Origin of the sequence: Mycobacterium sp. 48b (assembly GCF_048282725.1) — a bacterium.
In the GTDB taxonomy this organism is placed as follows: domain Bacteria; phylum Actinomycetota; class Actinomycetes; order Mycobacteriales; family Mycobacteriaceae; genus Mycobacterium.
Window position 1 is genome coordinate 3,854,507 of sequence record NZ_JBLVUL010000001.1, and the last position, 19,164, is coordinate 3,873,670.

Sequence of the window (19,164 nt, forward strand, 5' to 3'; positions counted from 1 at the left end):
TGGAACGCATGCCCGTCATCATCGACAACGAATCGTTCGTCAAGGGACTGTCTGCGGCCAAAGTGATGGCCTATTCGGGAAACGACGACCCAACCCACGCCGCGGTCGTGCTGGGCTCGAGCCGGGTGGAGGCTGGTGACAGCGGAACTCAGAACAGCCTCGCCTTCATCGCCTCAGACGGTGTCAGTCCTGGGCAGGCGATCTTCGAGTGCGACGGCGATCTGAAGTTGGTGAAGTTTTCGGTCGACCAGGCGTCACAACTGTTGTCGGCGGCCAAGGGTGCGGCAGCGGCGGTCAAGAAGCTCGACAAGGAAGCCGACTGCTCCGTCGAACTCTCGGTGGTCGACAACGGCGCAACACTGCTGATGCGCACGCTTACCGACGGCGACCCGGGCGAGGCCGATTCGCGCCACTACATCCCATTGCAGGACGCCGAGGACTTCCCGATCCGATCGACGATCAGCCGACTCAATGCTCGCGGTGCCAAAGAGATTCTCGGCACGCGAGGAACGGGTGACGAACAGACACTCGCGCCGCTGGGCGCCGGCAACGTGCAATCGTTCACCGCTGATGCCATTAAGAAGATGAGCGCGATCACCGCAGTGTTCAAAGAACCTGTCGAGCTCTACACGCGGGAACACCCAGCTTCGATCGTGACTATCACGTGCGCAGGGGTGTTCCGTGCGGTACTGGCTGCACATGCCTATTCACCCGACCTGGACGTCGATGACCCGGAAGTGCCGGTAGCGATAGGTCTGATCGACGACGACAACGCCGAAGCTGACGCAGCGTGACCACATGCCCTGACAAGGACTTCGACGCACTAGGCATCCCCAGCATCGAATGCCACGAGCAGGCGACGCTGCAGGTCATGTTCGGCTACGGCCGCGGTGTGGTCACCGTGTGTCGGCGCCATGCCGAAAGGCGCGTCGCGCACGCGCAGCGACGGGCACGTGACGATGCCCGCGGAGCAAGTCCCGACAGCCGAATCCTAAACGCGTAGAGGAGTTTCCGTGAGTCTTTCAGAACTGCAATTCGCACTGGACCAGTTCGGCGTCGCTTGCTGGTTCAACCAGCTGCCGGCACACGTGCGGCACTGGGAGGACCGGCAGGGGCAAGAGGCGATCTTGATCCGGGCGCGGGAATTCGCAGTCGCGTGCGGTGCCACTGCAGAACAGATCACCGATTGCGAACAGTACGGGTCCCGCCTGGCGATAGACAACAAGGCTCCACTGACGTTGGCAGGGCGATCGTGGGACCAGTTCTCCGCTGGACTGCGCGACTCGCGCAGCGACTGTGGCTGACCGGATCGCTGACGATGTCTGCCATGCATGGCGGCCTCGAAGCCAGATATTGCATCGGCGGTTACGTGGTCGACTGCGATGAACGGCAGCGATGTTGCGGAGAGTGCTGACGTTGCGCCGCAACTCATCTCGATCTGTCACGTCCCCCTGAACCACCAACCCAATGAAAGAGAAACCGTATGAGCTTCACAATCGAGACCGGCGACCTCTTCGCGCACCCGTCTGAGGCGCTCGCGCACGGCGTCAATTGCATCGGAGTCGCCGGCGCCGGTGTCGCAGCAATCATGAAACAGCGCCACCCAAACGCGATTCACCAATACGAGGTGCTTGCACGCCGAGGTGACCTTCCAGTTGGCGGGGCGATGATATGCCCTCAAGGGCCGGGAGATATGACGATCATCCACTGCGCCAGCCAGTATGAGCCGGGCCCCGACGCCCGACCCGAATGGCTACGCTCGTCGCTGACCGTCGGGCTCGAACTCGCAGTCGCGCACGGGATCGCGTCCGTGGCGCTGCCGCTCATCGGCGGTGGGATTGGTGGTCTCGACCCGAAAGTGGCCGAACGGATCATTCGCGAAGTCGCCGAGTCTTCCTCGGTCGCGGTCACACTCGTGCTGCTCGGGTAGAACCTGATTCGGCGCCGCGGATATGCCGGGACACGCCGTCGGACATGCATATTTCGTTCCACAATGCTTTGTCGGATGCCGGTGCAACGATTGAGGCAATCCGGTGCGGGAACACCCACAGGCCGGAGTGCCGGGGAAGTTCTCCAGCTACGTTCTCGCACCGGATTACCGCAACAGAAACTAAACGAGAGGTTCCGCCATGACTGTCCCTATCGCTCAGGCCCCCGTGGCCGCTGCTCCGCCGGTTGCTCAGGCTCCGGTTGCTCAGGCGCCCGTGGCCGCCGCACCGGTCGCTCAGCCGCCGGTTGCTCAGGCACCGGTTGCTCAGGCACCGGTGGCCGCCGCGCCGGTTGCTCAGGCTCCCGTTGCTGCCGCGCCGGCTCCGGCCGCCGCTCCCGCCGCCACCTACGGAGGCATCACGGCGGCCCCGGCGATCGGTTCGATTCCCACCGGCGGCGGTGGTGGTATCAGCGACGAGCACTTCAACAAGCCGATCCTGTTCCGCCTGCTGTCGGTGAGCCCGCGCTACAGCAAGTACGAAAAGGCCGAGGTTTCGACACCCACCGTCGACTACATCGTGCTCGATCCGGCCACCGGCGCTTTCACCGAGATCAAGAATGCGGTGATGATGCAGAAGCACATCCGGAACGAGCTGGTGGCATGTTTCCAGCGCGGAATGACCGCGGTGACCGCCGTGGCCATCAAGGTGCCGACGCAGAATGACGAACCGGCCAAGGTGCTGCGCGCGTTCGACGACCAGAACACGGGCTACGGCGCCGAACTGGCCACGCAGTACTTGCGCGAGGCCGCGATCAGCCAGTTCAACTGGTGGACCGCCGCCGCCGCCTGACCCGCGATCAACACACGGCCCGTGCCTCAACCGGTGCGGGTCGTGTGTTGTTTCACCGGCACTTGCGTAGACGTGTTGCGCGGAGTGATGCGTGGTCAACATAGCTAGCATCACCGCCGACATACCTGCAAGGGAAAGGCAGAGTCTTCATGAGCGAGGACGTCACCACCGGCGAGCCGACTTACTTCCGCCCGCCCAACGCTGATACCGGCGAGCCGACGCTGGCCGTCTACTTCTCGGCCGAGTTGTTCCCTCTGATGCGTGCCTACGAGTACGACGTCGCCGCCAAGACGGACCAACTCGCTGCCGATGTTCGCGACCACCTGGACAGGCTGGGCATCGCAATCCGGCCCACCATCCGGCACGGCCGCCTGCGCGCGCTGCAGGATATCGAGCCCGACGAGAACGGCGTCAACCGCGACCCCATGGTTGTTTCGACAGTCGTCGCGTATCTGACCGATGCCGAGCCCGATGATCCGCGTCTGGTCCCGCTACTAGAGAACAGCTTTCACGGCCACCGCATTGACGCGCACATCGAGTTCGAGATTCCGACCACCGCCAGCGAAGCGGCGCTAGCCGAGCAGGAAAAGGCTGACGCTGAGCGTGCCGCGGAGTACCGCGTCAAAGCCGATGCCGCGCGTGCGGAAGCTGCGGACCGGGAAGCTCGACCGTTCGACCAGGACATGAGCGAGCTGTTCGACTGAACCTCGCCAAAGGCCCGAGCGCGGAAATGCCGTCGTGCTCGGGCCTTTGTCCTGTCTACACCTGATGAAAGGACGACATCCTGTGGCGCATTTTGGTGGACGCACACCCGATCGCATCGCCGCCGACCAGCTTCTGGACAGGGCACAGCTGCTCGACGCAGCGGGGAAATCGGAGCAGGCGAGTGAACTGCGCCGACGAGCTTCGAAGCTGATCGGGGTCAACGGAAGTTCGGATGGCCGAAAAGACGTGACAGGTCGTCGACCAGCATCGTGAAACCGCTGCGCGACAGTAAAAGGAGCCGCAAGTTGCTTCGGCCCAGGCGCGGCAGTAATCTCCAAAGTAGAGAGTAGGGGCCATGGCTGCATTTTGATTTCACGTTCCATACTTCAGCGCATGGCGCTGGCGGGCGCGTTGACCGCCGGCGTCGGAGGGGCGACCACCACGGCCCTTCCAGGACTGAGCCACTGGCCGGCGCCATCGGTGATCGTGACCGTTGCTGCCATCACCATCCTGGGCGGGCTGATCCGCAAGGTGTTACTGGTTGCGGCCGTTGCAGTCCTGCTCACAGTCGCGCTTGTTGCCGTAGATGCGGCAACAGGTCAACACATCCAGCAAGCGCTGAACCCGGCGGCGCTGCGCATGGTGGGGTCAACCGTGACCGTCAGCCGCGCATACGTGACCGACACCGAGACGGGCGTAGTCATCTACGTCGGCGTATCCCAGCTGCACTGCGCCTAACCCACCACCACAGACGGGATTCCAACCATGACCACCAGAAACGCCACCGACTCACCCCTGCCAGCAGTTGACTTTGATGGCAACGTCTCCAGTGTCGTCAAGTGGGTTGAGGACGATGGGCTCGGCTGGTTCCTGGCGGTATGCCGCGACGGTGCAACACGGCAGGTTTCCACCGACGAACTGATCGGGTTCAGGGTAAACCCGGCCCGCAACGTAAACGCCATGCGGCCGAACACTGCCCGCTAACCACCCGACCCAGCGGCCTGACTGGCCGCCGGGAAGCTCCATCTGAAGGAGTTCGACATGAACACAAACCCCACCAACTGCCAATGCGTCGGACGTCGCGACGAATCCCACCCGCATTCGGTCCACTGTGACTCTGCCGGCGAGAGCGCGGACGTTCGCCCGATCGAGGTTGGTGACCGTGTTCAGTACCACGAACGCGTTGGGCAGGAATCCCGCGCATTCCACGGAACCATCCTCGGAATACATAGCGGCATAGCCACGATCGATCTAGGCGGCGGCGGACGGTCTAGCGTCGCCGTCGAACGACTTTCCCTCGTAGCCATCGACCCGTACGCGCCCGGCGCCGTGTACCGCTGCCAGATTGACATCAGCACCGACTACCGCACACACGAGGCGTTCGTCATCATCGACGCGCTTGAGGAATACGCGTCGCGCCAGCGATGGCGGGCAGAAGACGGCGACAACGCCGAATTCCTGAAGGAGCTGGCAGACACGGCCGACCGGCTGCGCGAACAGTTCCACGCCCAGATGCACGACGGAGCAAACGTTGTCGACGCCGCGGGCATCGCGCAGGAACCCGTTCCGATCTCCGTCGGGGACGTCGTGACGTGGACCTACGGCCACTCAGCGCCGTGGGACGGCGCCGAACAGCGCACAGGCACCGTCACCGCGCTCGACACCGACGTGAACGTTGCAACAATCGCCGACGCCACTGACGGCCACTCCTGCATCGTCGACGACTATCCGAACCGCCTGTACCGCGCCTAATCCACTACAGCAGAGGGGATTCCGACCATGACCACCTACCGCCCAGGAGACCACCTGCGTACGCCGGTCGATATTGCCGCCGACGAGGCCGCCGAAGACGACAACCAATGCGAAGGCCACGAGTCCCTGGCTGGCGAGCACATGGGCGAGTCTGTGTACTGCGATGGCACTTGCCGACGAGCCGCGAAGCGCACCCGCAACAATGGGCGGGCGTGACCATGGCGAAGGGGACCACCTACGTCGCAACCGCTCCCGACGGCAGCACCCATACCCGCACGTCTGCCCGGACCTACACGCACGCCGTGCTGGTCTTCGGGCGGAACTGGTACGCCGAGGAGCACAACTTGCCGGCCAGCTGGGGCTTGGTGAGCTTCAACAGCCGTGAGGATCTGGCCGTGAAGGAAGCGGCGAAGTGGTTCGGGCACTACGCGCAGTCGATCGTCGTTCCGGTGGTTGCCCGATGACCGGATTCGAGCCAACACGCCCCGCAGGTGCGACCTTCCATGAATGCCAGACATGCGCCGGAACGGGCTATGTCGCTGACGAAGAATGCGTCGACTGCGACGGAACCGGCGAGTGGTTCGAGTGACCGGCATCAGGCCAACGCAAGGCCAAATTATCGGTGAGGAGAAACCAATGACCGGCAAAGAGCACTGGATGGCGAACGCTGAACTGATCTACTGGGATGAGGAAGATCGTTGGATCATCGGCGAAGATGACAACGGAGACCTATGGGTGCCCTTCGTGCCCGCTGACATGCGGCCTTGCTGGGATCGGTTCAGCCGATGGAATCCACTGCACTGGTTCTGCTACTGGAACTCTCGCCGTCGCAACGAGATGGTGTTCCTCGACTGGGACTCGGCGGCAAACGTAGCCGACGACGCGGCGTGGACCCAGCACCAGACATAATCGGCCGCTATCAGTGTCGTGCTTTTGACACGCGCACTGCGACTGTTCCGGCAGCTGCCCCGTCGAAGAGGACCGCTGGGACCACGCCGAGGTACACGCCGCCGAGCTCGAGAGGCTCGCCGACGGGCGCCTGTGAGGGGCGCGTCGGCGCCGCAGTAGCCGGGGGAGTTGTCGGCCCCTTGGTCTATTCTCTATATTAGAGAATAAATCAGATGCTGAAAGGGCCACGATGACCGCCGCAGGGGAACCCAGAACCGCGAGCCTCTACTACCGGGAAGGCAACAGCGACAAGGAATACCATGCGAGTCTGGAACCCACCGACGCCGGATTCCTCGTCACTTTCGCCTATGGACGCCGGGGTTCGGCACTGACCACCGGCACGAAGACCACCACCGTGGTGGACTACGCCAAGGCCACGGCGATCTTCGACAAGCTGGTCAAAGCCAAAGAGGCCAAGGGCTATACCCGCGGCGAGGACGGCACCCCATATCAGAACAGCGCCAGCGACCGCCACCCGTCGGGCCTGCTGCCCCAGTTGCTCAACGTCGCCGACCAGGCCGCTGCGAACGAAGCCATCAACAGTGACAGCTGGTGCCTGCAGGAGAAGTACGACGGCCGTCGCATGATGATTCGCAAGACCGGCGACACCGTCGAGGCCATCAACAAGTTGGGCCTGGCGGTAGGGGTGTCCGCGGCGGTGGCCCGTGCAGCTGGGTCCATCGACGGTGACTTCATCCTCGACGGGGAGATCGTCGGCGATGTGCTGTACGCCTTCGACATCTTCGAGTACGCAGGCAATGACCTGCGCGATAAGCCCTACCAAGAGCGCTACCGCATCCTGCTCGATCTGATCGCCCTGAACCTCGATGACGCGATCGCGCCGACCCACAACTGGACCTCCCAGAGTGACAAGCGCCGGAAGCTGGCCGAGCTGCGGGACGCCAAGGCCGAGGGCGTGGTGTTCAAGCGCCTGGATGCACCGTATTCGCCGGGGCGGCCCAACAGCGGCGGCCCGCAGCTCAAGTTCAAGTTCGTCGAGACCCTGAGCGCCCTGGTGACCGCGGTCAACACCCAGCGCAGCGTGGGCCTGAGCCTGCACGGCAACGACGGCCTGACCTTCGTCGGCAACGTCACCATTCCCGCCAACCACGACGTGCCGCCGGTCGGCGCCGTCGTCGAGGTCCGCTACCTCTACGCCGCCCCAGCGCTGTACCAGCCCGTCTACCTCGGTGTGCGCGACGACATCCTGCCCGCGGAGTGCGTGATGGCGCAGGTGAAATTCAAGAGCGGCATCGACCGGTGAACGCTGACGGCGAGAGTTCAAAATCAACGCGCGGTGGCGGTGGAGGACTCATGCGACATCACCGCGAGACCACGACAGATGGCGACCTCTTCGATCCGCCCCAACCGGGCAAGTTCATCGTCGATTGTGCCTGTGGCGACACCTATCTCGTTGGCAAGCCAAGGCGGTCCGATGCCGAGTTCGAGGCATTGGAAGCCGCCGCACTGACGCACGCCAGGAGACGACATGACCACACCGTCTGAGCTTGTGAAGCAGGCTCTTGATGAGGCTGCCGGTTTCGGCACCGGAGACTGGGCCGACCGTGCACTCGCCGCGCTCCGTGAAGGTGGCTACAAAGTCACTCTTCGCAATCCGTGCAGGTGCGGGTGTGAAAAGCAACGAGATCAGCACCTGTGCCCGTGCGGCTGCGGCCACCCCTACGAGGACGCAGTACGCAAGGTGATGGGTGGCCCGATGTACCTGAACTGGGACCAGGCGAGCGCCAACATCGACGAGCACCCCGACGAGCCGTGCAAGTGGCCGGCCTGACGTAAGGCGCAATGATCGGATGGGGAATGATGGAGTTTGAGACTCGGCAGATCGTGATCGCTCACGAGGTTATGTGGGAAGCGATCAGCGAATGGGCAGGTAAGCGCGGCCTTCGCCTAGTGCAGATACCAGGGTCGGGCGACGCCGAGGACGACCTACCGGCGTACATCTTCTCCCCGATCGACCCGACAAGGTTGAGATAGTCGGTGAGACACGTTGATCGCCAAGGGCACAACGCGCAGTGGCGGTGGAGGACTCATCCAGCATCACCGCGAGGCCACGGCAGACGGCGACCTCTACAGTCACTTCATAGCTGTGTGGGCGCCCGCGCCAAGCTGACGTAGGGGAAACTGCCAAAACATGACCAGCCAATGCACTCATCCCGCAGACCAGCAGCGCGCCGTCTCCGACTTTGACGACCACCGCGACACCATCGACGGACCAAAGACATGGGTCCGCGAAACCGTCATCTGTGACGCATGCGGCCAGAGCCGAAACATCCGAACACTGCTCACCAACGACGCCAACGACGGTCCCGAGTCGGGGATACACAAGCGGTGTCCAGATTGCGGCGGCCGCGCGTTCACCACTGCCCGCGATGGCGCGCTGGGCCCGCATCAGTGCGCTGACTCATGAATCAACTACCCGACTCAGAGGTGTTGCGCGGACTGCTGCACGCCCGGATCAACAATGCCCATTCAGCGGGGCGGCATCGCTACGTTGATTTCCTGTTGGACCGGCTGTGCGACCTCGATGCACAGAAAAGGCGGCTGGCGATCCAGCGCGGGTCCCGACAACGAACAGAACGTCCGGCGATTGCGCCGACTCAAGCCGACAGGTCCGGGACGTGACACCCACGTGCGGCCGGCGGCTGCACCGGCATCGCGTCGGCAGTCAGGCTGCCTGCCGGTTGAAATCCCCGCGGAGCACTCGATCGGCGAACTCGGCCATACTGATCACCCGTGGACCGGGAACTTGCCGGTTGTAGGTGGTGTCGCGCACCACGGCGATCCCTCCGGCACTTCGGATCTCGTCGATGTTGTGGGGAGCATCATCGAGGTAGACGTCACAGCCGGACAGGCTCTTTCGCTGCTGGAAAAGCAGATCGTCAGTTTCGATGCCGTGGCGAGCAAGCCAGCTTACGAGGTCGCGGTGTCCGGCACGGTGCCCTGATTCTCCCACGCGGTGCTCTTGTCGTGCAGTCACAATGGAGACCTTGTGGCCGCCGTTGCGCAGTTCACGCACCGCGGCCGGAGCCGTGTCGTCGAACAGTGCCAGATCCCCCAGGCCGCTCTCGTGCAGCTGGGCCATCGCCGTCGCCGCAGTGAGTGCATCGGGAAACCAGCCAGGTTCGATCAGTCCATAGGTGAGCGGTCCCTCGCCCGACATCGCGTGGCCGTTCCCGCGTCCGACCTCGGCGATGGCCGCCATGTAGTCAGCAAGCACACCGTCGACATCGAGGCCTATGTGCAATGGTCTCCGGATCATTGCGAAACCAGTTCGGGGCAGCCCCAGTAGACCAACGTGAAGGGCTTTCCGAAACCGGGACGGGCGGCGAACCAGTGCGCGTGCCACTCACCTTCACTGTCGCACGACCGGTCACGGCGGCCGCACCACTTGATCCGCGCCGCCACGCTAAGCCAGACCTCTTCGACTACAAGTTCCTGGCCGTCGGTGCGTTGGCTTCCGCCGTTGTCGGTGAGGTCGGTGAGTAGCTTGTCGCGGTCAAGATCATGCCCTGCGTGGATGCGTTGCCATCCGTGATCCTCGTTGACGAAATCACTGGGGTATTTCACTGTCTGGGCTCCTCATCTTGTCGGGTGGTGCTGGGTCGGTGTTCATCGCGATCCGGGCCGCCGACACTACTGATCCACGCGTTAACGGCCTCGTAGTCGACCCGCTCACTGCGCAATTCGCCGCCCGGAAGAATGGACGTTCCGTGCATGAGCTGCGGGCCCAGGCGCGCCCAGCTCACCCCGGCTCCGTGAAGCATCTCGTGGATTTCTGAGTGGTTGCGGCCGGCAAGCTCGCATCGGGGGAAGTGAGACCGGGCCAGTATCTGCAGGCTGTTGCGCTCCCAGTCGCGCTGTCGCCAGAAGAACGCGTTTGGAGCGTCCTCGCGCGGGACCAGCGTGCAGGTGCTTGCGGCCTCGTACCGCTTGATCCGGTCGCTCAGCGTGTCGGTACTCACGAAGCGGGCCCTTCGCCGAATACGAGATCGGCGCAATACATTGCGAATTTGCCCGCGTAGTCGGTGTGGCCCGAGGCACTGCTCTCCACTGCGGTGATGCAGTCGATTCCGATCGGGGCGAGACCTCGGTCGGCGCGGGCGGTGTTGGTGAGCCGGTGCATGAACTCGCGCTCGTGCACCATCCACGCGAGTTCGCCGGATGGCAGGCGTTCGACCCGCTCATCTCGATGCTCGGCTTCGTCGATGAGCGCGGCGGTGAATACGCGAATCAGGTCCCGGTACGGCCGGTGAACCTCGCTACGCACGGTCACGTTGAGACCTTCTGGCCGACCGGGGGGCAATCCCAGTGCTCAGTGTCGGGTTCAAGGGTGCGCCCGGTGATCCCATCGATCAGCAGCGCATGGACGTGCTGGTTTCCCCGCTGGGTGGACTCGAAGTCGCGCGTAGTGAACGAGATTGCGCTCATGCGGCAGGCCACCCACAAACGACGTCGCCGCCGTGCACTGAGGCGTACTCGTCCATCCAGTCGCGGCTGATTCCAGGCCCGCCGGCTATGACGGTGCCGTCTTTCCAGACGTGCCAACTGGTCTCGAAATCGATGCGCGGAACCACGATCTGCATTGACCGCGTGGTGATCTCGCCATCCGTGGTCCGAATCCTATACACCGACGAACCGGTGATGGGGGAGTCGAGCGGTCCCTCTTCGATAGTTCCAACCACCAACACAGTGCCGTACGCAATGACCTCGGCCCCGGCTGGGATGTGTGGTCGTGAGACTGAGTTCATGGCGGATGTTTTCCTCTTATCGTCAGTTGGGGTACGGGATTCGGATGTCAGACCCCGAGCACACGACGTGCTTCCTGAACTAGCTGGAACTCCTCTGGTGTTCCTCCGTGGTCCGGGTGCGTAGCGCGCAGCGCGGCACGCACGCCGCCGTAGGAGTCGATGAGCGCCTGTGCGCGGGAACGGACGTCAGAGTGATTCTCGATCGCCACCCAGCCTCGGTACTGCTCATGTCCGGGCGTGATCCCGTACCGGTCCAAGCGGCGAAGCCCGTTGAGCCCGAGTGTGATGGCCCGCAGGTTGTCCTGCCAGGTATCGAATTTCGCGGCTGGGTAGGACAGCGGTCCGAATCGCGATTCGACATGCAGGACTACCCCGGGGTGGATCGTTCTAGCGCTCGCCCGCGGCATCCCATCCATGCGGAAGTCGTCGTCGCGTAACGCAATCTCAAGCACCGACGGTGCATTGCGGGAGTGCTTGCCTAAGTGGCGGAGTTCGCGGTCGAGCTCATCGAGGGTGGCCGACAGCGGCGCGGTGAACGGCGAGCCGATGTGCGTTGACGGCAGCTGTCCCGGCCATTCCAGCAGGGGGCGCAACGTCATCCCGTCCGGGTAGCTGTTCATGTCCCCTCTTTCGTCGAGTCGCTAAAATAGAGAATATCATTGACGGCCCGAAGGTGTAACGGGCCGGACCGGCGCGATGGCTGCCCCATGTGGCACAGGCGCTCCTACGCTGGAATGTCGAGGGCTCGCTGTTCGGCGGCCGATATCAGGCGCCGCAACCGGCCTGCGAACGTGTGCTTGGTCATCGGCGGCATGCAGCGTTCGGCAAGATCGGTGTTTGAGGCGTCGGGGTGGGCGATCCGCAGCTGCGCAGCGCAAATCCACTCTGGCGGCACGTCGGACCCTAGAATTTCCAGGGCGAGCCGGACCTTCTCGGCGATGTGTTGTCCTGCTTGCGAGGCGCGTGCGCTGTTGGCCTGGGACAGTGGCCTGGTGTCGAGCCGAGATTGAGCGGCAGCAACAGCTTTCGCATCGACCCACCGCCTAGCGGCCCCTGGCGCGCCAAGCTGTTCCAGGAGAGCCCCAACCCCGTAGCGGACCCGGACATAGTCAACGGCACCGTCGATCTCACTGCCTTGACGCGCTTCCGCGATCGCCGACAGACGCCGAGCAAAACCGGCCACCGCCAGTGCCGACGCCGGTCCGGGACAACGTATTTCCAGCGCTGGGGGCCTCACCGAAGTCGCCCGCAGGTGACCTGCGGACAACACCGCTCCGCGAAGTGCCGCAGCAGCGATCACATCCGATGCGCACGCCGCTGACACCAAGGCTGCGGGCATGCCCACCACGGGGCGTCCGCGCGAGTCGAGAAGCCCGATGCGCCGAGCAAGGGCGTCGGCGTCGCTCACACGAAGCGTCGCGGTTCTGCGTGGTCCTGCATCAACGCGCGGTGTACACCCGTACAGGTCGGTCAACGCCTGCCCGGTGTGCACTGCGGCCGCTTCGGAGGACATGCGAGATTCGAGGGTCAGGCGACCGTGCTGCATGCGTAGGCCACCACCGACACGCATCGCGGAGACCGCTTCGGCTTGGCGGCACCTGGCTTCTCCAGTGCCTTCGACAGGGGTCTCTACCAGTTCTGCAACCAGACTCATCGTTGGATCCACGGAAACGCTCCTTCCGGCTTGTCGAGCCCAGCACTGACAGCCACCAGCTGCGGTTCCGGGTCAGCGACAGTGGCGGGCAAGGCCGCTTCGTGCTTGTCGGCCAGCGCGAGCAGTCGCCGCAGGCGCCCCGCGACAGCGTCTTTGGTCAGCGGTGGATCGGCCAGGCGGCCCAGTTCCTCAAGAGAGGCCTCGCCGTGGGTTAGGCGCAATGTTCCGGTGACAGCCAGGTGCTCCGGAACGTCGGTTCCGAGGATGGTCAACGCGCGTTCGACCCGGGCTGATGTTTCTGCCGCAGCATCGGCAGTGCGTCGGCTGTTGGCGGCGTCGAGGCTGGCCATGCGGCACATCCGCCGTCGCGTCGCACGGCTCTCCCACTCGAGGCGTGACTCGGGGGCTCCGATGCGCGTCATGAGATCGGCGATGTCAGTGCCGGCACGGATCATCACCCGGTCGATACCTCGTGATTCGCGCACCAACGGCAGCACACCGATCCGGCGTGCGCAACTGGCCAGCGCGTATGCCACTTCTGTAGTGGGGCAGCGGATTTCCAGACTGGTGTTACTGCCAGGGCCGCTCAGGGTTCCCGAAGCCAGGAATGCGCCGCGCCAGGCCGCCTCGATCTCGCCGGGGGAGCCTCCAACAACGGCGGCAGGCAGACCCTGGACCTGGCGTCCACGATCGTCGATCATTCCGATGGATCGCGCTAACGTCCCTCCGCCGTCGCTGGCGGCGACACGGACCAAGTAGCGGCCGCCGCACAGTGCTGCATTTCGAGGCAGCACGGTCGCCACCGCGCGGTAGCCGTACAGCTCGGCGATCTCACGGCGCAGGTACCGGGCCAGCGATGCGCTGCTGACCTCCGCGGCGACAACCAGGCCACGCGACACACGCAGGGTAGCGGTCAGGCGTAGGACTGCGGCCAGTTGTGCACGCCTGCATCCTTCAGGGGTGCCGGTGTGCACTCCGAGGAGCTCGTCTTTCAGTTCTGCGGTCATCGACACGGTGTGCCTCCAGATTTGGTGGTGGTGGGGTAGTGGGGTGGGGAGTGCCTGTCAGGCGGCGTTACTGGTCGGGCTGAGGTGTTCGGCGTCATCGAGCACACGCCACAGGGCGGTGTCGGCATCGCATGCGTCTTCGGGGCTGACACGGCGACGGTGATCGGCGATTGCGGCAACCAGATCGCTAGCGGCGGGCCAACGGGCATCGCGCATCTGCGCGAACTGCACGGCGGCATCGCAGGCGGCGACAATCTCGGTGGCGTTGGCGCTTCGTCGCAGCAGGACTGCTCGCTCATTGGGGTCGGTACCGGTGCGTGCATCCAGCGATGCCAGGCGGGCGTCAAGTTCGGCTTTTACTCCACGCGCGGTGATCAGAACTTTGGACGCGACGTGAAGGTCCGCGCAGAACCCGTCGATCGTCGAGCGCACTGTGCGCCAGCACAATGCGTGCACCGCGGCCCGCAGTTCCGCCGGTCCGGCAGCAGCGATCCAGCTCGGGTCAGCCAACCGGGCGCGCATCGTGTCGCCTCCGGTACGGCTGGTGTCGGTGAGATTCACAGGGATAGTCCTTTCGGTGTCAGGCGGCGGTGGTGTGGGTGGGGCGGTCGAACAGCGGAAGCCAGCGGTCTGCTTGGGCGAGGGCGATCATGTCGGAAAGGTCGCGGCGGTCCAGGTTGTGTGCGTCGGGGACACCGAGACGGGCGGCCAGGTCGACCTGTGCGCCACTGGCCTCGCTGCGTTCCACATCGCGCATATGGCCGGAGAAGATTTGTTGGGCCAGTGAGTCCGCGCGCGACAGGTCCATGCCCTGCAGGTGACAATCCGGTCCCGGCCGGGTCCACTGTCCATCGAGTCCCACCCAGAACATCTGGTGCACCGTGGTGTCGAAAAATCCGAAGGCCCAATCTTTTCCGGCGACAGTGCCTGGCACTCCGCGCATGTCGGCGAGCAGGATGGCGCCTTTGGACCCGCCCTGCCGGTAGACCGGCCGTACCAGTCCGCGCGGATGCTGGGTCCAGCGGATCGTCGAGGTACGCACCGACCAGGACGAATCGGTGCGACGCTTGGGGCCGGCAGCGGTGAGTTCGCCGGTTACTGGGTCGAACGTGACCAGCGGATCGACCCGGTGCTGGTCGCACTGGCAGCCGCAGCGGCACACTCCGAACACCGAGGCGCACTCGCACGTGCATTCGATGCTGTCTTTGACGGTCTCGACACCCGAACAGGTTGCCGCACAGCTGCAGTCGCATGAACAGCCGACACCGGTGCAAGTGAGGTCGCATTCCCCGTTGCACGGCTGGTCGCAGCCGCAGCCGAGCCCTTCCTCGTCGCCGTCGGGTTGCTCTCGGCGGTCGGGCTCCAGCCTGGTCTGCACGATCAGGCCCAGCGATCCCGCTCCGACCAGATCCACCACCAGCGCGCGCTCTTTGACGCGTCCGTCCTCGAACGTGTGCGGACGCAGTGCCCGGCCCACGCATTGCACCAGGCGAGACTGGCTGCGCGTGGGCCGGGCCAGCACGACTGCCTCGCAGCGGGGGAAGTCGGCACCTTCGGTGAGAACATCGACGGTGACCAGAACCCGTGTGGTCCCGTTGCGGAAGCGGCGGTAAATGCCGGTGCGATCACGAACGGTGGTCGGCCCCACCACCATCTCCGCGGTGGCGCCGAGGCCGACCAGTGAATCGGTGAGTTGGCGGCAGTGCTCCATTGAGGCGCCGAACGCGATAGTCGACAAGCTGGCGGTACGTTCGAGCACCGCCTCCACGGTGGCGTTGAGCGTGGTCGTCCGCAGCATGGCTTCGGCGGCCTCGTCATCAGTGATTTCGCCGGCGCCGGTGTGCAGCGATTCCACGTCGAGGTCGGGCAGGTCAACGGTCACCCCATAGGGAGGCAGTAGAAACCCGTTCTCGATAGCCCAGGTGATGTCCCGCTCGAAGACAACGTCGCTCCAGACGGTCCGAAGTGGTACCTCGTTCTTGCCGGCGGCGTGGCGAGTCATCGTGGCGGTGAACCCGGCGCGGCGTGCACCGAGTGCGTGAAAATGGTCAATTACCTTGCGGTAGGTGGTCGCCACCGCGTGGTGCGCCTCATCGACGATGACGAGATCGCGCTTACCCAGACGCAACAGCGCTGCGCTGCGCTGCAGTGATTGCACGGTGGCAGAGACGATCTGTGCATTCGGATCGCCGCGGTGTGGCCCACCGATCATCGCCGGGGAAGGACCTGCCGGGTTCACTGCGGTCACAGCGCCGCTCATCTGCTCGATGAGTTCGTTGCGATGTGCCAGCAGCAGAACGCGGCCGCCGATTGCCACGTCGCGACGGACCAGCTCGGCGATCACCGTTGTCTTGCCCGATCCGGTGGGTAGGACAACCGCCGGTCCTTCTACTCCACCAGCGAAGGCCTCGGTCACTCGATCGGCCGCTTCGATCTGGTAGCCGCGCAGCGCACGCGGCGCGACGCCATGCGGTCGGGGTGACGGAAGCGTCGCTGTCAGCGTAGATCCGGCGAGGGTCACGCCACCGACCTCCAGGTGATTCCTCTACGGATCCATCGGGGTGATGTCAGGCTTGTCGGGTTGAGCTGCGGCAGGGGTGGTGATGTCAGGCTTGTCGGGTTGAGCTGCGGCAGGGGTGGTGATGTCAGGCTTGTCGGGTTGAGCTGCGGCAGGGGTGATGCGGTGGCCATGGCCGTCACATCGCCGGTGCTGGCAGGTGATCCAGCCAGGACGGCCACGCGCCTTCGGCGACGTTCCCGGCAGTGACTGCCAGGCGCACCGCGACGGCGTTGCGAACGGTGTCGGCTACCGGGTTACCGTCACGGCCAACCCGCGGGCAGACGATGCCGGCCAGATGGTGCGCGGCCAGCGCTGCCCGGCTGTGCGGCACCAAGACACGACTCGGCTGATACTTGCGGGTCAGGAAGGACAACAGTTCCAGATCTGCGCGTTCGACGCGCAGGCACATCAGCATCACCTGGCCCCAATGATCCCCGTAGAGGTCGTGCATGGTGTTGGAGCTGATCGCCAAACGCCGTAGCCGCGACATGGTGCGGGTGTCGGTGCAGTCCGGCTCGAGATTCCAATCCTCGTCGGCGGGGGCAGCACTGCGATTCAGGATTTCGAGCAAAGTGGCGGCCAGGGTCGGGTGCTCGGCTGCACTAAGGACCGCGCACCGTAGACATGTCACCTTGCTTGGATGACGGTGAGGATGGTTGACCCGTTCGACCAGACCGTCGCGGATGTAGCTGGCGGTGCGCCGTGCCAGGGCTCCGGTGTAGTCGATGATCAGCTGCATGTCGACGACCGTTTCTTCCGGTCCTTCACTGTTGCCGCCGTCGTCGCCGTCATCGTGGGTGCGGGTGAGAGAGTCCATGCGGACCCGGATCATCGGCGGCGCCGGAGGCATCGCACGAAGCGGAATCGGGGCCGGCGACACAGCTGTCTCATCACCGGCAGCGGTTGTGTCGAATGCACTGTGAAGCATCCCGGCGGCGGTCACAGCGACACCGCCGCTGCCGTCGCGAAGGTCGCCAGCACCGCGGGACCATCTGCGGACAATTCCAGCACCGCGGAGGTGATCATCAGACCGGGCAGCGCGTGGGCAGCCATCGCCACCAGGTCGCTGTCAGGGCCGATTTGCAGAGTGCGTCCGCCGCTGAGGTCGAACGGCAGCCGCACGGTGCTCAACACCGCAGCCGGCGGGGCGTCGGCAGAGGTAACAGGCGGGGGGCTCGGATTGGCGGGATTCTCAGTGGCAGGCACCTCGACGGGTGCGACGACCACGGAATCCTGCGCGATGTCTATGGCCTGAACCGGATTCACCGGGGTGGAAACCAGCGGCTGTTCGGCCACGGCGGCCGGCACCGGGGTCGCTACGGGTTCCGGCGCAGGATTGAGGCTCTGTTCTCCAGCCTCGACAGCTGCTGCACTGATCGCGGCTTCTACGTCGGCGCGCACGATGCGCCCACGGGTTCCGGTTCCGGTAATGGTGCGCAGGTCGATCCCGTGCCGGTCGGCCAGCGTCTGAACCGCTTTGGAGACCGAGGGCGCCGGGGTGTCGGCGGTGGGTTGCAGCGCTGGAGTGTCGGGAAGCGCGATGACCGGCGGCAGGGGAGCGCCACCGGCGACCGGCGACGGTGCGAACACCTCTTCGTGCGCCGGCGCGGATGGCTGAACGGGAGGCACACCCGTAACGGGCACGGTCACGGGTGCTGGCGGTGCGACAGCGGGCGCCGGAGGAACGGGGGCCGGAGCCGGAGCGATCGGCGGACCGGCAGGCACGATTCCAGTAATCACGCTGTTGTCGGCTGCCGCCGGCGCCGGTGCCACAGTCAACGGCGTGGACTGCACGGCGACAGGGTCGGGCACAGGCAATGGCTCCGAGGCAGTCACCGGGGCCACCGCAGTGTGTGACACATCATGCAACGGGATGATCGGGGCCATCGCGTATGCGGGAGCCGGAGCTACGGATACGGGTGCTGGTGCAACAGCAGCGCCGTGGCTGATGTCCTGCAGACCTTGTGGGGCAACAGGAGTCGCGTTGGGGGCGGGCGGTACAGAAGCGGACATGGTGGTGTTCTCCTTGGTGGTGTTTGCCGGTGGGGCGGCGATGTCAGGCGGTGTACTTGAGGGTCCGGCCGGGCGACTTGGTGGTCACCAGCTCGTCGTAGATGTCGGGGTATTCCGCCTCGAGGCGCTTGTAGTCCATCTGCCGACCGCCGGCGGTGGCAGTCACCGTGAATCCGGCGTAGACACCCGCGTTGCCTCCGACTGAGTCCAGCAACGCGGTCCGCACTGCGTCGAGGGTCTTGGAAATCGCGGCGTTCACATTCGACAGAGTCCGGCCCTGCTCGGCTGCGCTGCGCGAGCGTGCGGCGGTGGCCAGCACCAGCTGGGTGAGGACCGCGACGGGGTCGGCGCTGGAGGCGACCGCATCGGAGAGCGCCGCCAGGTCGAGAACCGCGGCGGTCATGGGTGCGGCCGGCGCAGCGGCCGTCGGGGCGATGGGGTAGCTCGGGGGCGCGGTGGGCGCAAGTGCAGCGGTCATAAGGACCCTCCTTGGTGGTTCGGGTTTCGGTGGTGGGGTGGTTCGTGGGCGGTGACTTCGGGTGCCGGTACGAACCTGCGGTTGCTCACAACTACGAATCAGCCACGTTTTCGTCACCGGCACTGGATGCCAACGATGCCGACTGTAATGCCGACTGTGATGCCAGGCAACCCCTGTTGAGTTCTCGCGTGTCGTTTGTATCTGCGGGCACCGACAAGGTGGCCGAATCGAAGGCGCCTGGCTGTGCGGGATGGCGACTCTGGCGGAGGCTTGGACCGCCCCCCTTGAGGGCCTCCCTGTCGGTCGATCGGAGGATCGTGAATTGCGCCAGAATCCTCTACGAATGCCTCGGTCGCGGCGCTAAAGCTGCAGTAAAACAAGCATTTACAGGTGTAGTGGGGTCACGGCCGCATGGTGTTTTCTTCCGCTCCAGTCCACCTAGAACAGCCATCTCTACGTGTGCGGAGGTGGCCGGCTACAGAACCGTGTAGTTCACGT

29 protein-coding genes are annotated in these 19,164 nt (G+C 64.7%); 15 read left to right on the forward strand and 14 right to left on the reverse strand.

What is annotated here, in order from left to right; translation table 11 throughout:
* The first annotated feature begins 8 nt into the window (after nucleotides 1-8).
* The 15 genes from ACNQR1_RS18920 (at nucleotide 9) to ACNQR1_RS18990 (ending at nucleotide 7,977) form a co-directional block, all read left to right on the forward strand.
* Nucleotides 9-794 carry a hypothetical protein gene (locus ACNQR1_RS18920; RefSeq protein WP_047036772.1) on the forward strand — a complete coding sequence of 262 codons (786 nt, stop codon included), beginning with the start codon at nucleotides 9-11 and terminating at the stop codon, nucleotides 792-794.
* The gene (locus ACNQR1_RS18925) at nucleotides 791-1,003 is read left to right on the forward strand and encodes a hypothetical protein (protein ID WP_047036517.1); all 213 of its coding nucleotides are present in this window, start codon (nucleotides 791-793) and stop codon (nucleotides 1,001-1,003) included. Before ACNQR1_RS18920 ends, ACNQR1_RS18925 begins: the two co-directional genes overlap by 4 nt.
* 10 nt (nucleotides 1,004-1,013) lie before the next feature.
* A complete protein-coding gene (locus tag ACNQR1_RS18930; RefSeq protein ID WP_076112133.1) occupies nucleotides 1,014-1,304 on the forward strand; it encodes a hypothetical protein in 291 nt (96 codons plus the stop codon).
* 179 nt (nucleotides 1,305-1,483) lie between these two features.
* Nucleotides 1,484-1,930, forward strand: coding sequence for a macro domain-containing protein (locus ACNQR1_RS18935; protein WP_076112131.1), 447 nt, complete (start codon nucleotides 1,484-1,486; stop codon nucleotides 1,928-1,930).
* A gap of 199 nt (nucleotides 1,931-2,129) precedes the next feature.
* Entirely contained in the window at nucleotides 2,130-2,780 is a 651-nt protein-coding gene (locus ACNQR1_RS18940; protein ID WP_234802141.1) for a hypothetical protein, read from the forward strand.
* A gap of 149 nt (nucleotides 2,781-2,929) precedes the next feature.
* Nucleotides 2,930-3,484 carry a hypothetical protein gene (locus ACNQR1_RS18945; protein ID WP_076112129.1) on the forward strand — a complete coding sequence of 185 codons (555 nt, stop codon included), beginning with the start codon at nucleotides 2,930-2,932 and terminating at the stop codon, nucleotides 3,482-3,484.
* A 394-nt stretch (nucleotides 3,485-3,878) separates the two neighbouring features.
* Nucleotides 3,879-4,223 carry a hypothetical protein gene (locus ACNQR1_RS18950; protein ID WP_076112127.1) on the forward strand — a complete coding sequence of 115 codons (345 nt, stop codon included), beginning with the start codon at nucleotides 3,879-3,881 and terminating at the stop codon, nucleotides 4,221-4,223.
* A gap of 27 nt (nucleotides 4,224-4,250) precedes the next feature.
* Entirely contained in the window at nucleotides 4,251-4,469 is a 219-nt protein-coding gene (locus ACNQR1_RS18955) for a hypothetical protein (RefSeq protein ID WP_131827758.1), read from the forward strand.
* 57 nt (nucleotides 4,470-4,526) lie between these two features.
* A complete protein-coding gene (locus ACNQR1_RS18960; protein WP_131827757.1) occupies nucleotides 4,527-5,237 on the forward strand; it encodes a hypothetical protein in 711 nt (236 codons plus the stop codon).
* Between the two features lie 27 nt (nucleotides 5,238-5,264).
* A complete protein-coding gene (locus ACNQR1_RS18965; protein WP_076112121.1) occupies nucleotides 5,265-5,453 on the forward strand; it encodes a hypothetical protein in 189 nt (62 codons plus the stop codon).
* Entirely contained in the window at nucleotides 5,450-5,701 is a 252-nt protein-coding gene (locus tag ACNQR1_RS18970; protein ID WP_076112119.1) for a hypothetical protein, read from the forward strand. The genes ACNQR1_RS18965 and ACNQR1_RS18970 overlap by 4 nt, the downstream gene beginning before the upstream one ends.
* 172 nt (nucleotides 5,702-5,873) lie before the next feature.
* Nucleotides 5,874-6,146, forward strand: a complete 273-nt coding sequence (locus ACNQR1_RS18975; RefSeq protein WP_076112117.1) for a hypothetical protein — start codon at nucleotides 5,874-5,876, stop codon at nucleotides 6,144-6,146.
* A 229-nt stretch (nucleotides 6,147-6,375) separates the two neighbouring features.
* Nucleotides 6,376-7,449, forward strand: coding sequence for a WGR domain-containing protein (locus tag ACNQR1_RS18980; RefSeq protein ID WP_076112115.1), 1,074 nt, complete (start codon nucleotides 6,376-6,378; stop codon nucleotides 7,447-7,449).
* Nucleotides 7,446-7,691 carry a hypothetical protein gene (locus tag ACNQR1_RS18985; protein WP_418047435.1) on the forward strand — a complete coding sequence of 82 codons (246 nt, stop codon included), beginning with the start codon at nucleotides 7,446-7,448 and terminating at the stop codon, nucleotides 7,689-7,691. The genes ACNQR1_RS18980 and ACNQR1_RS18985 overlap by 4 nt, the downstream gene beginning before the upstream one ends.
* Nucleotides 7,675-7,977, forward strand: a complete 303-nt coding sequence (locus ACNQR1_RS18990) for a hypothetical protein (protein ID WP_076112111.1) — start codon at nucleotides 7,675-7,677, stop codon at nucleotides 7,975-7,977. The genes ACNQR1_RS18985 and ACNQR1_RS18990 overlap by 17 nt, the downstream gene beginning before the upstream one ends.
* Nucleotides 7,978-8,871: 894 nt before the next feature.
* Here ACNQR1_RS18990 and ACNQR1_RS18995 read toward each other — a convergent pair.
* The 14 genes from ACNQR1_RS18995 to ACNQR1_RS19060 all read right to left on the reverse strand — a co-directional run bounded on the left by ACNQR1_RS18995 (nucleotide 8,872) and on the right by ACNQR1_RS19060 (nucleotide 18,666).
* Nucleotides 8,872-9,465: a 5' nucleotidase, NT5C type gene (locus tag ACNQR1_RS18995; protein ID WP_076112106.1), complete on the reverse strand. Its 594-nt coding sequence runs from the start codon at nucleotides 9,463-9,465 to the stop codon at nucleotides 8,872-8,874.
* Nucleotides 9,462-9,773 carry a hypothetical protein gene (locus ACNQR1_RS19000; RefSeq protein ID WP_076112103.1) on the reverse strand — a complete coding sequence of 104 codons (312 nt, stop codon included), beginning with the start codon at nucleotides 9,771-9,773 and terminating at the stop codon, nucleotides 9,462-9,464. Before ACNQR1_RS19000 ends, ACNQR1_RS18995 begins: the two co-directional genes overlap by 4 nt.
* Nucleotides 9,770-10,168 (reverse strand): hypothetical protein, encoded by a 399-nt coding sequence (locus ACNQR1_RS19005; protein ID WP_076112101.1) that lies wholly within the window; start codon nucleotides 10,166-10,168, stop codon nucleotides 9,770-9,772. Before ACNQR1_RS19005 ends, ACNQR1_RS19000 begins: the two co-directional genes overlap by 4 nt.
* Nucleotides 10,165-10,479: a hypothetical protein gene (locus ACNQR1_RS19010; protein WP_076112098.1), complete on the reverse strand. Its 315-nt coding sequence runs from the start codon at nucleotides 10,477-10,479 to the stop codon at nucleotides 10,165-10,167. The genes ACNQR1_RS19005 and ACNQR1_RS19010 overlap by 4 nt, the downstream gene beginning before the upstream one ends.
* Nucleotides 10,476-10,634, reverse strand: a complete 159-nt coding sequence (locus ACNQR1_RS19015; protein WP_165692547.1) for a hypothetical protein — start codon at nucleotides 10,632-10,634, stop codon at nucleotides 10,476-10,478. Before ACNQR1_RS19015 ends, ACNQR1_RS19010 begins: the two co-directional genes overlap by 4 nt.
* The gene (locus ACNQR1_RS19020) at nucleotides 10,631-10,789 is read right to left on the reverse strand and encodes a hypothetical protein (RefSeq protein WP_234802140.1); all 159 of its coding nucleotides are present in this window, start codon (nucleotides 10,787-10,789) and stop codon (nucleotides 10,631-10,633) included. The genes ACNQR1_RS19015 and ACNQR1_RS19020 overlap by 4 nt, the downstream gene beginning before the upstream one ends.
* Before the next feature lie 212 nt (nucleotides 10,790-11,001).
* Nucleotides 11,002-11,574, reverse strand: coding sequence for a molecular chaperone DnaJ (locus ACNQR1_RS19025; protein WP_234802139.1), 573 nt, complete (start codon nucleotides 11,572-11,574; stop codon nucleotides 11,002-11,004).
* Between the two features lie 104 nt (nucleotides 11,575-11,678).
* Complete coding sequence (gene whiA / locus ACNQR1_RS19030; protein ID WP_418047436.1) at nucleotides 11,679-12,608, reverse strand: DNA-binding protein WhiA; 930 nt, start codon at nucleotides 12,606-12,608, stop codon at nucleotides 11,679-11,681.
* Nucleotides 12,605-13,615, reverse strand: a complete 1,011-nt coding sequence (gene whiA, locus ACNQR1_RS19035; protein WP_234802116.1) for a DNA-binding protein WhiA — start codon at nucleotides 13,613-13,615, stop codon at nucleotides 12,605-12,607. The genes whiA (ACNQR1_RS19030) and whiA (ACNQR1_RS19035) overlap by 4 nt, the downstream gene beginning before the upstream one ends.
* 57 nt (nucleotides 13,616-13,672) lie before the next feature.
* A complete protein-coding gene (locus tag ACNQR1_RS19040) occupies nucleotides 13,673-14,176 on the reverse strand; it encodes a hypothetical protein (RefSeq protein ID WP_047036477.1) in 504 nt (167 codons plus the stop codon).
* 19 nt (nucleotides 14,177-14,195) lie between these two features.
* Nucleotides 14,196-16,136, reverse strand: coding sequence for a DEAD/DEAH box helicase (locus tag ACNQR1_RS19045; RefSeq protein ID WP_052773170.1), 1,941 nt, complete (start codon nucleotides 16,134-16,136; stop codon nucleotides 14,196-14,198).
* A 175-nt stretch (nucleotides 16,137-16,311) separates the two neighbouring features.
* A complete protein-coding gene (locus tag ACNQR1_RS19050; protein WP_131721830.1) occupies nucleotides 16,312-17,025 on the reverse strand; it encodes a hypothetical protein in 714 nt (237 codons plus the stop codon).
* Nucleotides 17,026-17,114: 89 nt separating this feature from the next.
* Nucleotides 17,115-18,188, reverse strand: coding sequence for an E3 binding domain-containing protein (locus ACNQR1_RS19055; RefSeq protein ID WP_081396686.1), 1,074 nt, complete (start codon nucleotides 18,186-18,188; stop codon nucleotides 17,115-17,117).
* A gap of 43 nt (nucleotides 18,189-18,231) precedes the next feature.
* On the reverse strand, nucleotides 18,232-18,666 hold the full coding sequence (locus tag ACNQR1_RS19060) for a hypothetical protein (RefSeq protein ID WP_052773277.1): 435 nt from the start codon (nucleotides 18,664-18,666) through the stop codon (nucleotides 18,232-18,234).
* Nucleotides 18,667-19,164 lie beyond the last annotated feature (498 nt).